The organism is Amycolatopsis sp. NPDC051373 (assembly GCF_040689465.1).
In the GTDB taxonomy this organism is placed as follows: domain Bacteria; phylum Actinomycetota; class Actinomycetes; order Mycobacteriales; family Pseudonocardiaceae; genus Amycolatopsis.
The window spans coordinates 314,827-327,572 of the sequence record NZ_JBFBAE010000009.1 but is presented as its reverse complement, the minus strand read 5'-3'; the positions used below and the strand labels follow the sequence as shown (position 1 = coordinate 327,572).

General features: G+C 70.9%; 13 protein-coding genes and 1 pseudogene. 8 read left to right on the top strand and 6 right to left on the bottom strand.

Annotated features, from left to right (window positions below; genetic code table 11):
• Positions 1-221: 221 nt before the first annotated feature.
• The 4 genes from AB0383_RS19405 to AB0383_RS19390 all read left to right on the top strand — a co-directional run bounded on the left by AB0383_RS19405 (position 222) and on the right by AB0383_RS19390 (position 2,713).
• Complete coding sequence (locus tag AB0383_RS19405; protein ID WP_366188070.1) at positions 222-812, top strand: hypothetical protein; 591 nt, start codon at positions 222-224, stop codon at positions 810-812.
• A gap of 137 nt (positions 813-949) precedes the next feature.
• Entirely contained in the window at positions 950-1,810 is an 861-nt protein-coding gene (locus AB0383_RS19400; protein ID WP_364179629.1) for an isocitrate lyase/PEP mutase family protein, read from the top strand.
• 118 nt (positions 1,811-1,928) lie between these two features.
• Positions 1,929-2,153, top strand: a complete 225-nt coding sequence (locus AB0383_RS19395; RefSeq protein WP_366188069.1) for a helix-turn-helix domain-containing protein — start codon at positions 1,929-1,931, stop codon at positions 2,151-2,153.
• The gene (locus AB0383_RS19390) at positions 2,063-2,713 is read left to right on the top strand and encodes a Clp protease N-terminal domain-containing protein (RefSeq protein ID WP_366188068.1); all 651 of its coding nucleotides are present in this window, start codon (positions 2,063-2,065) and stop codon (positions 2,711-2,713) included. Before AB0383_RS19395 ends, AB0383_RS19390 begins: the two co-directional genes overlap by 91 nt.
• A 300-nt stretch (positions 2,714-3,013) precedes the next feature.
• Here the strand turns inward: AB0383_RS19390 and AB0383_RS19385 are convergent, their stop codons facing one another.
• From AB0383_RS19385 to AB0383_RS19375, 3 genes are all read right to left on the bottom strand, one after another.
• The gene (locus tag AB0383_RS19385; protein WP_364179634.1) at positions 3,014-3,448 is read right to left on the bottom strand and encodes a DUF1707 domain-containing protein; all 435 of its coding nucleotides are present in this window, start codon (positions 3,446-3,448) and stop codon (positions 3,014-3,016) included.
• A 68-nt stretch (positions 3,449-3,516) separates the two neighbouring features.
• Complete coding sequence (locus AB0383_RS19380) at positions 3,517-4,794, bottom strand: HAMP domain-containing sensor histidine kinase (protein WP_366188067.1); 1,278 nt, start codon at positions 4,792-4,794, stop codon at positions 3,517-3,519.
• A gap of 4 nt (positions 4,795-4,798) precedes the next feature.
• Positions 4,799-5,491, bottom strand: coding sequence for a response regulator transcription factor (locus AB0383_RS19375; RefSeq protein ID WP_364179638.1), 693 nt, complete (start codon positions 5,489-5,491; stop codon positions 4,799-4,801).
• 191 nt (positions 5,492-5,682) lie between these two features.
• Between AB0383_RS19375 and AB0383_RS19370 the strand changes: the two genes are divergently transcribed.
• The 3 genes from AB0383_RS19370 to AB0383_RS19360 are packed head-to-tail and all read left to right on the top strand — an operon-like array spanning position 5,683 to position 8,247.
• Complete coding sequence (locus AB0383_RS19370; protein ID WP_364179640.1) at positions 5,683-6,837, top strand: hypothetical protein; 1,155 nt, start codon at positions 5,683-5,685, stop codon at positions 6,835-6,837.
• A 27-nt stretch (positions 6,838-6,864) separates the two neighbouring features.
• Positions 6,865-7,227 carry a BlaI/MecI/CopY family transcriptional regulator gene (locus tag AB0383_RS19365; RefSeq protein WP_366188066.1) on the top strand — a complete coding sequence of 121 codons (363 nt, stop codon included), beginning with the start codon at positions 6,865-6,867 and terminating at the stop codon, positions 7,225-7,227.
• A 3-nt stretch (positions 7,228-7,230) separates the two neighbouring features.
• Positions 7,231-8,247, top strand: a complete 1,017-nt coding sequence (locus AB0383_RS19360; RefSeq protein ID WP_364179644.1) for a M56 family metallopeptidase — start codon at positions 7,231-7,233, stop codon at positions 8,245-8,247.
• Positions 8,248-8,403: 156 nt separating this feature from the next.
• On the opposite strand, the pseudogene AB0383_RS19355 reads toward AB0383_RS19360, so the two are convergent.
• The 3 genes and pseudogenes from AB0383_RS19355 to AB0383_RS19345 form a co-directional block, all read right to left on the bottom strand.
• A pseudogene (locus AB0383_RS19355) lies at positions 8,404-8,859 on the bottom strand (polysaccharide deacetylase family protein); the annotation flags it as partial.
• Positions 8,859-9,923, bottom strand: coding sequence for a glycosyltransferase (locus tag AB0383_RS19350; RefSeq protein ID WP_366188065.1), 1,065 nt, complete (start codon positions 9,921-9,923; stop codon positions 8,859-8,861). The pseudogene AB0383_RS19355 and the gene AB0383_RS19350, both read right to left, overlap by 1 nt.
• A 107-nt stretch (positions 9,924-10,030) precedes the next feature.
• Positions 10,031-11,671: an alkaline phosphatase family protein gene (locus AB0383_RS19345; protein WP_364179646.1), complete on the bottom strand. Its 1,641-nt coding sequence runs from the start codon at positions 11,669-11,671 to the stop codon at positions 10,031-10,033.
• Between the two features lie 280 nt (positions 11,672-11,951).
• On the opposite strand from AB0383_RS19345, the gene AB0383_RS19340 reads away from it, so the two are divergent.
• Positions 11,952-12,740 (top strand): hypothetical protein, encoded by a 789-nt coding sequence (locus AB0383_RS19340; protein ID WP_366188064.1) that lies wholly within the window; start codon positions 11,952-11,954, stop codon positions 12,738-12,740.
• Positions 12,741-12,746: the final 6 nt, after the last annotated feature.

Sequence of the window (12,746 nt, the reverse complement as noted above, 5' to 3'; positions counted from 1 at the left end):
CGCCGGCGGCGCCGCGTACGACATCTACCGCATCGGCGACTCCGGCGCGCAAGCCAGCTGGCAGGGCCAGTTCTCCGCCACCCCCGCACCGCGCGCCGGCCACCGGTGACCGACGCGATCACGCCGGCACTTCGTTGGCTCCCGCGCCTCCGTACCAGCACGACGAGCCAGGCTGGCGAGGCCGACGGACAGTACCGCAAGTCCGGCGGCGGGGATGGCGGATGCCGGCGGCGCTGGGGTGGTCCTCCCCGGGAAGGGCGGGAGCCTGGCAGCGCCGCGGCCGACGTCATCATGACCGTCCTGGCTCGCTGCGGGAGTTCCTGTCCGTCTGGCATCCGCGGCTCGAGAGATGGCGCCAGTCGGCGGCAGGCGCCGCAGCCGGTGCCTGCCGCTCCGAGGCGCGCTGCGCCGGCGCCGTCGATCGCGACGGCACGCCCTACGGCTGCGTCGTCCACACCGGACTCGCCGAACCGCACCTGCTCCTCGCCTCCGGCGACATGTGCCTGGCCGTAACCTGCCCGGTGGCCACCACCGACCCCGCCGCCCGCGAACTGCTGGCGACAGCCGGGCCGGCGTGGTGCTACCAGATCGACGGCGCCCGCCACTTCGACTTCAGCGACTACGACGCCTACTACCTCGCCGCTCCACTCAGATCCCAGCTCGCCCTCGGCGACCTCGACGAGGTCTTGACGATCACGGGCGCCTACGTGACCGCGTTCCTCGACCACACCGTCCACGCCCGCCCGGAACCGCTCCTCCAGGCAGGCAACACCGAATTCCCCCAGGTGAAAGCACAACGGCGACCCGCCTGACCGAAGCACCAGGCCGAACACCACCCGATCGAGGAAACCGTCTTGCCGCAAGCCGTCCGCACGATAGGGAGCCGTTAACCCTGCCCCGGCCACCATCGGCACCAAGATCACCGACATCCACCGCAAGGAGATCAAAGGTGCGTTACGGCGAAAGCCTCCGTTCGGCCATCCGCTCGGATTCGATCACCCCGCTCATCGGCGTCTTCGACATGTTCTCCGGCTCGGTCGCGGCACAGCACTACGACGGACTGTTCGTCTCCGGGTTCGGCTTCGCCGCGTCCCACTACGGACTGCCCGACATCGGGTTCATCGCGTGGCCCGACATGGTCGCCTTCGTGCAGCGGCTGCGCCTGGCGTTGCCCCGCCACCACCTGCTCGCCGACATCGACGACGGGTACGTCGACCCCGAGGTCGCCGGCCACGTCGTGCAGCAACTGGAGCAGCTCGGCGCGTCCGGCGTCATCCTCGAGGACCAGAAACGACCGCGCCGATGCGGTCACGTCGACGGCAAACAGGTCCTGCCCATTGACGAGTACCTCGAAAAGCTCGACCTCGTGCTGTCCGCCCGCCAGGATCTCGTCGTCGTCGCCCGCACCGACGCCACCGAGCACGACGAGATCCTCCGCCGCGCCGAAGCCCTGGCCCGCACCGACGCGGATGTGGTCCTCATCGACGGCGTCCGCTCCGCCGACGCCATCACGGAAATCCGGACCGTGATCGGCGACAAACCGTTGCTGTTCAACCAGATCGCAGGCGGCAAGTCGCCACGTTTGTCCCTGCCCGAGCTCTCGGCGCTCGGGGTCGACGTCGCGATCTACAGCACGCCCTGCCTGTTCGCCGCGCAGGAGGCGATGGACAACGCGCTCATCCGGCTCCGGCACGACGACGGCCGGCTCCCCGAGCTCGGCGCCGACGGGGTCGGTGTGGCGCAGTCGCTCGGCTTGCTGGAACGCAACATCAGCCGCCACCACTCGACCCCAGCCCGACTCGGCGCCTGACCCCGGGGCCGGCCGAACCCGTTCTTCCGGCCGGCCCCGCCTGATTGATCAAGCAAAGTCCCGATCGCAATCGTCAGCTTGTGTTGACACCTCGGCATCGTCAGCTTATGTTGACGAGATGAAGACACGAGCGGAGATCGCCGAGAGCGCGGCCAGTTCCGACCCCGACGTCGGATTGCGGGCGGTGGCGGCGCTGCGGGCGCTGACGGAGGAACTGGAGACGCTGCAGGTGGACCGGGCGCGCCTGTCGGGATGGTCGTGGCAGGACATCGCGGCCCGACTCGGCGTGAGCAAGCAGACGGTGCACCGCAAGCACGGCCGCAGAATCCGGGGGCCGCAATGAGGAACCGGCAGTTAGCTGAGGACGCCCGCGCCCTGGTACGGACGGCACAGGAACGCGCCCGCACGCTCGGACACCCCGAGATCGGCTCCGAGCACCTGCTCTTCGCGGTCGCGGACGCACCCACCCGAGTAGGCGAGGTGGCCCGGGACTACGGCCTGACTCCCGACGGCGTCGCCACCCAGACCGACCGGCTCCTGGCCAGGCCACGCCGGGCGTTCGACAACCTGGACGCCGAGGCGCTCGCCGCGATCGGCATCGACCTGGACGCGGTGAGGGAAGCGCTCGAGACCAACTTCGGCCCCATCCCGCCACCCTGGCCGCGGACCCGGCCTCCGCGGCTACCAGGACACCTGCCGATCACCGGTCGGGCCCGGTCCTGTCTGCGGGCCGCGGCCACCGAGGCCAGGCGCCGTGGCGTGTCCCCCGCCCGGGGCCAGTCACCTCGGTGCTGTCGTGGTCGGCACGTCTGGCGGGATGGTGCCGCCGATCCTGACCGCCCTCGGCATTTCAGCGCCGGCACTTCGGACGGCGCTTCTCGACCGCACGTGGTGACGTCGTGACCCTTCAGAACCGCCGCTGCCTGTGGCGGCTGCTCGCGACAGGCCTGGCTGCCTGGGCCGGCAGCTGGCGCATCATCCCACTTGGAAGTGACCCGCTGGCACCATCTGGACTCACGCCCGCGCTTCACTCCGCCGCCCGCGCCTCCCGGCGGTCCGGCTCCCCACGCCGGACTACCGGTGATCATGGCCCTCGCGGTCGCCGGGGCCGCCCCGCTGGTGTCCATCGTGGTCATCACGCTCCTCCTCGCACGGTCGTCCGCAAAGGACAACAAGCAAGCGGCCGGCTGACGTCGTCTCGGGTCAGTCGCGGCCGAAGCCGTGATGTGGGCCGTCGTCGGCGATGCCGTGCACCGCGAGCAGCAGCATCGCCGCGAACACGAGGACGGTGGCCGCGATCAGGAACGCCCGCCGGCGGGTGCCGGCGGCGGCACCACGACCGGTGAGCGTGATGAAGTCCGTAACCAGCTGGTGGGCGGCCAGCGTCAGCACGGGCCGCCATCCCGAGGTCGGCGCGGGCGCAGCGGAACGAGGGAGGTCGGCGAGGACGGCGTCGAGCTCGTGCCGGAACCGCGCGGCGTAGATCGTCGCGGTCCGTTCCTCGACTTCGGCCAGTGACAGCCGGCCTTCGCCGACGGCCGCGTGCAGCGCCGTGGCTGCGGTTTCGCGCTCGGCGTCGGAACAGCGGATCCCCGGGGCCGGCGGCTGTGGCCCCGTTAGTGGCTCGTCGGCGGTCATGGTTTCCTCCCGGCCTGGCAGACAGCAACTGCAGTCACCGAAATTCTACATGAATGTAGTAGCCACGGTCAGGGCTCGAGCGGCAGCAGCAGGGTGAAGAGAGCAGGCGCTGGGCGGGTCAGGCGCAGGCGTCCACCCTCGGCTTCGGCGAGGCGGCGGGCGAGGGCGAGGCCGATCCCGGTTCCACGGGCGCCGGGCGAGCGGCGGTCGAACACGTCGGTGCCGGTGACCTCGCCTTCGTCGGCGACGTCGACGGCGAGCACGTCGCCGGCGTCGCGGGCGGTCACGGTGACGATGCCGGCGCCGTGGCGCAGCGCGTTGTCCAGCAGGACGGTCATGATCTGGCGCAGCACCGGGCCGGACAGCCGGGCGCCGGCGACAACGGGTTCCACCTTCAGCACGAGGTCGCGATCGTGATCGGCCAGGGCCGGCGCCCACTCGGTTTCGATGGCGGCGAACTCGCCGGCGAGGTCGGTGGCGTCGTCGCGGACAGGCGGAGTGTCGCGGGCGAGAGCGAGCAGGTCGGTGACGGTCCGGTCGAGCCGCCCGGTGGTCGCGACGCCGGCCTCGACCACGTCGCGCAGGTTCGCTTTCGGGTTCTCCAGCGCGGCCTCCAGCTGCAGACGCAGCCCGGCGAGCGGGGTGCGCAGCTGGTGGGACGCGTCGGCGGAGAAGGCGCGTTCACGGGCGAGCAGGTCGTCGAGCCGTTCGGCGGTGGAGTCGAGGGACTCGCCCACCGAGTCGATCTCGGGAATCCCGGCCCGGTCGGCGCGGATGCTGAAGTCGCCGTCGCCGAGGTCATGGGCGGTCGCGGACAGCTGTTCGAGCGGGCGGGCCAGCCGCCGGGCCTGGCGGCGCGCCACGAGGTAGGCGGACAGCAGGGCGACAACGGCCAGGCCGGCCATGCCGAGCCAAGTCACGCCGGTGTGCTGGTAGACCTCGGTGCGCGCGGTGGCGGCGCGCACGAGCGCGACCACCGATCCGTCGTCGCTGATCGGCACGACGACCACCAGTTCCCCGGAGGTGTCCGCGGACAGGACTTCGCCCGCCGCGGTGGCTTCGCCCGCGTCGGCGAGCGTGGGCGGGCCGGCACCGGCGAGCAGCGTGCCGGCCGGGCTGTAGACCGCCACGAAGGTGGGGTCCTCGGTGGCAGGTGTGCGGTCGGGGGTGCGGTGACGCAGGATGTCGGCCGAGACGTCGAGAGCGTAGGAGTCAGCGGCTCGTTCGAGTTCGGCGCGCTCGGCCGTGACGAAGTAGCGCGCGACCGCGACGGCCAGTGGAACGCCGAACAGCCCGATCGCGACCAACGCGGCGAGCACCGTCGTCAGGACGATGCGGCGGCGCACGGGCTCACCCTTCCGGTTCCTCGAGCCGGTAGCCGTGCCGACGCAGCGTGGCGATCTCCGGCATCGGACCCACACCGCCGGCCTCGGCCAGCTTGCGCCGCAGCGTGGCGATGTGGACGTCGAGCGTCTTGGTCGAGCCGAACCAATGGGCATCCCACACGTCGGCCATCAGCGCTTCGCGGCTCACCGCGTTGCCGGGGTCCTGGGCCAGGCGCAGCAGGAGCTCGAACTCCTTGGCGCGCAACTGGAACTCGATCCCGTCCACGGTGACCCGCCGCGCCGCCGGGTCGATCCGCAGCCGGCCGAGCGTGATCTCGACCTGGCTGCGATCGGTCGAGTGGCGTCGCAGGTGCGCGCGCAGACGAGCATGCAGTTCGCCCAGCGGCACCGGTTTCACGAGGTAGTCGTCCGCGCCCGCCTCGAGCCCCACGACCACGTCCATCTCGTCGGCACGCGCAGTGAGCATCACGATCACACAGGCCGGCAGCGCGCCGCGCAGCTCGCGGCACACCTCAGCGCCGTCCAGGTCCGGCAGGCCGAGATCGAGCAGCACCAGGTCGCACGGCTGCTTCGCGACGTCCTGCAAGGCCGTGCGGCCGTGGGTGTGCCACGTGACCTCGTGCCCGTGCTGGGTCAGGCTCGTGTGCAGAACCTCACCGATGGTGCGGTCGTCTTCGACGACAAGGACTCGGGCCATGAGCCGAGAATATCCACGTTTCCCGATTCCGGGGCGGCGCGCGATCATTTTGCCTGCCGCTAACCTGAGCGGACTGTTCGCTTGCCCGCGCGGACGGCGAAATCGGTTCGCGTTCGCCGGGGAATGCGTTTTTCCCTGTCACTAACCTCCGGCTTTCCGAGCGTGCACCGAGCCGGCAATAGCTTGGGATCATGTCCGCCGATCAGCTTTTCTTCCACCCGGTTTCACCGAGCCCGACCGCTCCCGCGCCCCCGAAGCGACGCTGGCGGCGGCGGATCGTGCTTCTGGTCATCGCGGCACTGGTCGGCTATCCAGCCGGAACGTACGCCTACGCACTGACCTACCCCGGCGACGCGAGCGTCTCGGTCCGGACCGTGGATTGGTTGCGGGACATCGGTCTCGGTCGTGTGGTCAACGCCGTGGAGAACTGGTGGTTCACCCGGCACCCACCCTCGAGCGCACCGCCGTCGGCCGGCGAGCTGCCCATGATGGGAGACCCGGCAGCCGGCGGTGCCGGCCCGCGCCCGCAGAACCTCCCGGTCGGCCCGTCCGCCGCCGCCGGAGCCGGCGAGTGGACCCCCGAGGCACGAAGTGGCAACCAGGTCGCCGAATACACCACGTTCATCCAGCCCGACCCGGCCCACGCGAGCGTGGTCGCGGGCGTCGCATGGCTGAACCAGTCCCTGGTGCGCACACAATTGTTCGCCGGCACGAAAGACCCCGGCGGGCCCGGCCCGGCCGCGATTCCTTCCCGAATGCACAGCACGCTCGTGGCCGCATTCAACTCCGGTTTCCAGCTCAAGGACTGCAACGGCGGCTTCTACCTCGATGGCACCACCGTCGCGCCGCTCCACGAGGGCATGGCGTCGGTCGTCATCGACAACACCGGGCGGGTGTCCGTGGCGCAATGGGGACGGGACGCCACGATGAACGCGAACATCGCCGCGGTGCGCCAGAACCTCGACCTCGTGATCGACCACGGCGCTCCCGTGCGGGGGCTGGATCTCAACCCGGCAGGCCACTGGGGCAGCGCGTCGAACCAGTTCCAGTACACCTGGCGATCAGGCCTCGGCACCGACCGAGCCGGCAACCTCCTCTACGTCGGCGGTACCGGCCTGACCCTGCACACCCTCGCCGACGCCATGGTCCAAGCGGGCATCCAGCAGGGCATGGAGCTCGACATCCACTCCCCCATGGTCACCTTCAACAGCTACCGGCCCGACCTGAACACGGGCGCGACGAAGCTGCTTCCCGCCATGCCCGGCAGCCTGGGCCGCTACCTGCAACCCGACCAGCGTGACTTCTTCGCCACCTCCCTGCGCCTTCCCCCGGCGACGGCGCCATAAACTACGACAACAGTGTAGATTTACGCCATGCGCAGAGGACCAGGTGAACTGGAGGCCGAGGTGCTGGCCGTGCTGTGGCAGCACGATCAGCCCGCGTCGGCAGCGGACGTCCGGCAATGGCTCGACGACGACAGCCTGGCCTACACGACCGTGGTGACGATCCTGTCCCGGTTGCACGAGAAGGGTGTGCTGGCCCGGGAGAAGCAAGGCCGGATGTTCGCGTACCACCCCGTCGATGACGCCCCCGGCCTGGCAGCCCGGCGGATGCGGGCGGTACTCGACAGCGAGGACAACCGGGAAAGCGTGCTGGCCCGGTTCGTCTCGAACCTGCCACCCGGCGACGAACAAGCGCTGCGGCAGCTCTTGCAGGGCGACCGCGAAGGCACGTGATCGATGTACCCGGGCGTGTTGGTTCCGCTGCTGGTGCCGCTGGCCTCGTGGCCGGTGGCCCGATGGCTGGCGCCGCGGCTGGCCCCGCAACACGGCGCGCGGCTGCTGACGTTCCTGGCCGTGGTCTTCGCGGCCGGAAGCACGTGCGCGCTGGCACTGGGCACGGTCGCGGGGCTGTCGCTCGTACCCGCGGTGGCCGAGTTCGGTGACTTCTCCCCCGCCTCGCTGAGCGCGATCGCCGGCTCCGACATGCCGCTGGCGATCGCCTGCGGAGTACTGCTGATCGGAGCCGTCGTGGCCCTCGGACGAACCGCGTCGGGTCACTGGCGCTGGTACCGGCGGGTACACGCCGAGCTGGACGAGTATTCGAGCGATGGCGGCGTCGTGGTCTTGCCCGGCGCGGACCCGGTGGCGTTCGCGATCGCCGGTCGTGGCGGCCGAATCGCTGTGTCCACGGGCATGCTCAGCGCGCTGTCGGCGGACGAGCGGGCCGCGTTGCTCCATCACGAACGTGCTCACCTGCGGCTGCGGCACCCGCGCTACTCCGCCGCGGGAGTCCTCGCGGGCGCACTCAACCCGTTCGTTCGTCCTCTCACGACGGCGGCGCGATTTGCCATGGAACGCTGGGCCGACGAGGCCGCGGCCACTGGTGTGGGCAATCGACGGGTGGTGGCGACCGCGGTGGCGAAGGCGGCGCTGGCGGACAGGAGACCGGCGTCCTACGCGCTCGCCGCGGGCGGCGGCCCGGTGCCCCGACGGGTGCGTGCGCTGCTTGACGATGCCCCGCCATCACTGGGTGTGCGCGGGCGCGGGCTCACAGCCGTCGCCGTGGCGGTCGTACTGGCCGGCGCTGCCTGGTCGGCCGGGGCCGGAGCCCAGGCGGCGATCACGTTGCACTCCGACATCGAAGCCGCCCAGCTGGCGTCGTGCGCGGCCCACCCCGTGCTCGCGAAGCGGCCCCACGGTCAGGCCTCGCTCACCGCAGTCCGCCAGGATCGCCGGGAGTGCGCCGAGGGCTGAGCGCCACGCGCCGACCGCGGCTTCGGTGTCGGAGTCGTGCAGCAGGATCGTGCCACCGCCGCGAAGTCCCTTGTGGACGTTCGCGGCCACTGACTCCGAGGTGGCGTTGCCGGTCCAGTCGAAGCCCCAGGCCGTCCACAGCACCGGACGCAGGTCCAGGGTGCGCGCGGTCAGCAGTGCGCCGGAGGAGAACACGCCGTACGGAGCGCGCAGCCAGCGCGGCCGTTCCCCGGTCACGGAGCCGATCAGATCCATCGTGCGGGCCAGATCATCGCGCAGAGCGGACGGGGATCGGCGCAGAAAGCAGCGGTGGTCCCAGCCGTGTACCGCGAGCTCGTGCCCGGCCGCGACGATCTCGCGGCCGAGTTCCGGGGCGCGGGCGAGTTCGCGACCGAGCACGAAGAACGTTGCCCGCGTGCCGGTCCGGGTCAGCAGCGACAGGAAATGCGGGGTGGACCGCGGGTGCGGCCCATCGTCGAAGGTGAGGGCGACGTGGCCGGGATCGCCGAGACCGGCCAGCGCGGGCGCGAGTGCCGCGCGCACCGGCGGCAGGAACAGCGCGGCCGGCCCGGCGTGCGCCGCGACCGCCGCCGCCACAGCGGCGGCACGCATCATCCCGCCACCTCGATGGGCGCGATGGCATCGAACACCGGCGGTACCGGCTGCAGAGCCGCGTGCAGGGCCGCGCCGAGCGCATCCGGCGACCGCACCCACGGCACGGTGCCGGCCTGGTCCAGCACCGCGGCGTTCGCGCGGCCGTGCCCGGGCAGGCAACGGTAGGTCAGCACGGGCAGGCCGGTGGCGAGCGCCTCCGACGTGGTGAGCCCGCCCGCGTTCTGGACTACCACATCGCAGGCGCGCATCAGGCCGGCCATGTCGTCGACCCAGCCGAACACCTGCCGGACCCCCGCCCTCTCGAGCCGGTGCCGCAGCGCGTCGTTGCGGCCGCAGACGACCACGGGCTCGACCGTGCCTTCGGCCCGCAAGTCGCCCACTGTGCGTTCGACTTCGCCGACACCCCAGGAGCCCGAGACGACGAGGGCGAGCGCGCGGTCCCCAGGAAGACCATGTGCCACGCGGAGCAGGGCCTTTTCGGCTGCCCCGGCAACCGGCCGGAACGCGGGCGCGACCAACGGTTGCCGCACCACCGTGCGAACGGCACCGAGCGCCCGTGCCTGCTCGGCCGCGAGAGCGTTGGGCGCCACGACCAGATCGGCCCACGGGCTCACGCACAGGCGGCGCACGGAGGGGTCCGTCAGGTACGCCACCAGCCCCTGCGCAAGCCGCCCTTGTGCTCGCAGCCGCCCGGCAGCGAGCGTCGCAAGCGGGTACGTCGACACAACCAACTGGGCCCCGGCCACGGCATCGGCGAGGTTCTCGACCGCGAGCCCCGCGAACCGGTGCGCCGCCGAGGCCGGGCCGGGCGAACCGAGCGCGCCGAGCAACCAGTCCCAGCTGCGCGGAGCGACCTGCAGCTGCCGATGGTAAGCACCGCACAGAATCCGGCCGAGCCGTCCGGGCAGCAGGTCCAGAAAGTCCACGACTTCCGATGAGGTGCCGCGCTCCCCCAGCAGCCGGGCCAGCTCCTTCGCCGCACCATCGTGCCCGGCCCCGATCCGAGCCGACACGATCACCACACGCTCCATGCGCACGCCTTCCAGAGTATCTACAGGCACGTAGTAAATCTACATTCATGTAGATGGAAGGGCTTTCTGGGTGCGCGCGTCCGGTTCGCCGGGTTGGCCCCCACCCCGGACTGCCACCGGGGCGAGGACCGTCGACGTCAGTGCCGGTCGAGCCCAGGGAGCACGCGGGTTCCTTCGGCACGCACGGCGGCGAGCGAGCGGGGGTCGAGGTTCAGCAGCCGCAGTATGGTCGGCGCGATCTGCGTCGTCTCGATGGCACCGCCGATCACCTGGCCACGGCCGGTGCCGCTGACGACCAGGGGGACGGACCGGTCGTCGGCGGCAGCGCCGCCGTGTTCGGCGATCTTCGATTGCCCGCCGGTGTAGACGACGCCGGGCACCGTCAGACCGACGAGGTCGGGCACCCGGTCGTCGCCGGGGCGCACGCCGAAGTAGCGAGCGGCGTCGGCTCCCGCGTGGACGGTCGCCAGTCCGGAGTGGACAAACGGTTTCACCGCGCCGGTGGCCCCGTTGCCCGTGCCGGACTGGGCCAGGAGGTAGTTCTTCGCGAACGTCGTGGCCGCGGCCGATCGGTTGGTGAGCCACAGCAGCATCGCGTCGTCGTCGGTCGACTGGGCCACGAGGTCGGCCGCCCCCGGGTGCGCGGCGCGCCAGGCGGCGTTGAGCCCGTCGAGCAGGGCATCGTCGTCGATGCGGGTCAGCGCGTTCGGGTCGATCGGCGACTGGCCGTGCTTGGCGGACAGGACGATGGTGGTGCTCCGGTCAATGCCGCGCCGCTTGAGCTCGGCGGCGAACGCGCCGAGCTGCCGGTCGACGAAGTCGAGCGCCGAGCGCACGACGGGCCCAGGGGCGCCACCGGAGAGATAGCCGCCCGCTTGGCCGCCGGAGACCGGGAGCTTCTGCGCGGTGGACACCGACTGGAAGTTGAGGCCGAACACCGCGGGAGTGCCGACCTTCGTGGTGCGGCTGTGGTCGTAGCCGTCGATCTCGTTGAGCACCGCGCGGGCCTTGTAGGCGTCGTAGCGCTGGGTCGCGGCGTTGTCGGTGGTCCAGTCCGATCCGGACGGTGCGCCGGGCACCTGGCTGTTGATCTCGGGCGTGAACAGGTCCTGGATGCCGGTGCCGGACGGGCCGTTGAGCAGTTCGTAGGCGGGGTGCTTGTCCGACCACGCGGTGCGCACCCCCGCCTGGCGGGCCACCTCGAACACCGTGTTGACCCGCAGGTACTGGTGCGGGTACACGGGTTGGCACGTCTGCGGGTCGACCGGCAGTTTCGCCGGGTCGATGAGCGTGCGCGGGTCCCCGGTCATCGCCAGCACGCCGTCAGGCAGGCCGCCCACGCCCTGCCCGGCGTCAAGGGCGTTCTTGTCGCGGTCGAGGTCTTCGGTGTAGTCGACCACCGCGCCCGGCTTCGCCCCGGCGCACTGGGTGGTGCCGGCCGGCAGCAGGGCGTGGTTGTAGGTGGCGTCGTAGTACACGCCGGTGGTCGCGCGGTTGCCGCCGGTGAGCTGGCCGACCATGCCGGGAAACGAGTCCGAGGGAACCGGGGTGCTCGCGTGCGTGTACTGCGTGCCGTGCGCGAGCAGGTTCGCCAGCTCCGAATGCGGATGGGTCGCGGTGTACCAGACGAGGTCCGACTGGTGCATGCCGTCGACCGAGACGAGCAGGACGTGCTGCTGACCCGACTGCCCCGGCTGCGCCACCGCCGCGGGCGCGGCGGTGGCGAACAATCCCGCGGCTGCGAGAAGGGCGAACAACGGTGTGCGGTTTCTCGACACGAATCTTCCCTGGTGTTGCGCGGCCGAAGTCGGCGGCGCACGGGGTATTCCAGGCTTCCGAAACGGATTCCTGGAAACCTGAGGAAGAACATCGAGTGAACTGAGCTTCCTGACACACCAATAGGAATGACGCTGCACAGTACAGCGCCGAAGGTTAGCGCGAGGTTTACGGACTGCCATTCAATGGCAAGAAGAATACCGGCAAAACAAGCAACCGGGACACCGCCGGAACATTCATTCCGATCGCACCGCCGGCGTTGGGGAATGCGAGAATTTCCCCATGACGGCAGCGGAACTGAGCGACGGTGCGCGCCACACCCGCGAGCGCGGAGCCTCGAAGGTCCCGGCGGTCACCGCCCTCTTCTGGATCATCAAGGTACTCACGACCGGTGTCGGGGAGACGACGAGCGACTTCCTCGCGCACCTGATCGACCCGGTGATCGCGGTGGCGCTGGCCGGCCTGGCGTTGGCCGTGTCCCTCGTCGCGCAGTTTCGCGCGCGTTCCTATCGTCCGGCGCTGTACTGGACGACCGTGCTGCTGGTCAGCGTGTTCGGGACCATGGCGGCCGACGTCGCCCACGTGGGCCTGGGCGTGCAATACGCGGTGTCGACGGCGGTCTTCGCGGTCGCGCTAGGCGCGGTTTTCCTGCTGTGGCACCGGTTCGAGAAGACGCTGTCGATCCACGAGATCCGCACGCCGCGCCGCGAGTTCTTCTACTGGCTCGCCGTCGGCACGACCTTCGCGCTGGGCACCGCCGTGGGCGATCTGACCGCGACGACATTGCACCTTGGGTATCTCGGCTCCGGGATCGGGTTCGCCGTGGTCATCGCCCTCCCTGCGATCGCGACCCGGTTCCCCGGCGTGAGCCGTGTCGGCACGTTCTGGGCGGCGTACATCCTCACGCGGCCGCTGGGTGCCTCCTTTGCGGACTGGTTCGGTGTGGGGCCTGACCGAGGCGGGGTGGGCCTGGGAACCGGACCCGTCAGTCTCGTGCTGCTGCTCGTGATCGCCGCGCTCGTCGGTTGTCTCGCCGCGACCGGCTCCGGATCCGTCCCGCGGAACCGGTAGGTCCGG

What these genes read in the sequence shown, in the direction of transcription:
- AB0383_RS19365 (WP_366188066.1), top strand. Translation starts at nt 6,865, where the DNA reads ATGCGCAGAGGACCAGGTGAACTGGAGGCCGAGGTGCTGGCCGTGCTG.
- AB0383_RS19385 (WP_364179634.1), bottom strand. Translation starts at nt 3,448, where the DNA reads ATGACCGCCGACGAGCCACTAACGGGGCCACAGCCGCCGGCCCCGGGG.
- AB0383_RS19360 (WP_364179644.1), top strand. Translation starts at nt 7,231, where the DNA reads ATGTACCCGGGCGTGTTGGTTCCGCTGCTGGTGCCGCTGGCCTCGTGG.
- AB0383_RS19370 (WP_364179640.1), top strand. Translation starts at nt 5,683, where the DNA reads ATGTCCGCCGATCAGCTTTTCTTCCACCCGGTTTCACCGAGCCCGACC.
- AB0383_RS19375 (WP_364179638.1), bottom strand. Translation starts at nt 5,491, where the DNA reads ATGGCCCGAGTCCTTGTCGTCGAAGACGACCGCACCATCGGTGAGGTT.
- AB0383_RS19405 (WP_366188070.1), top strand. Translation starts at nt 222, where the DNA reads ATGCCGGCGGCGCTGGGGTGGTCCTCCCCGGGAAGGGCGGGAGCCTGG.
- AB0383_RS19395 (WP_366188069.1), top strand. Translation starts at nt 1,929, where the DNA reads ATGAAGACACGAGCGGAGATCGCCGAGAGCGCGGCCAGTTCCGACCCC.
- AB0383_RS19390 (WP_366188068.1), top strand. Translation starts at nt 2,063, where the DNA reads ATGGTCGTGGCAGGACATCGCGGCCCGACTCGGCGTGAGCAAGCAGAC.
- AB0383_RS19340 (WP_366188064.1), top strand. Translation starts at nt 11,952, where the DNA reads ATGACGGCAGCGGAACTGAGCGACGGTGCGCGCCACACCCGCGAGCGC.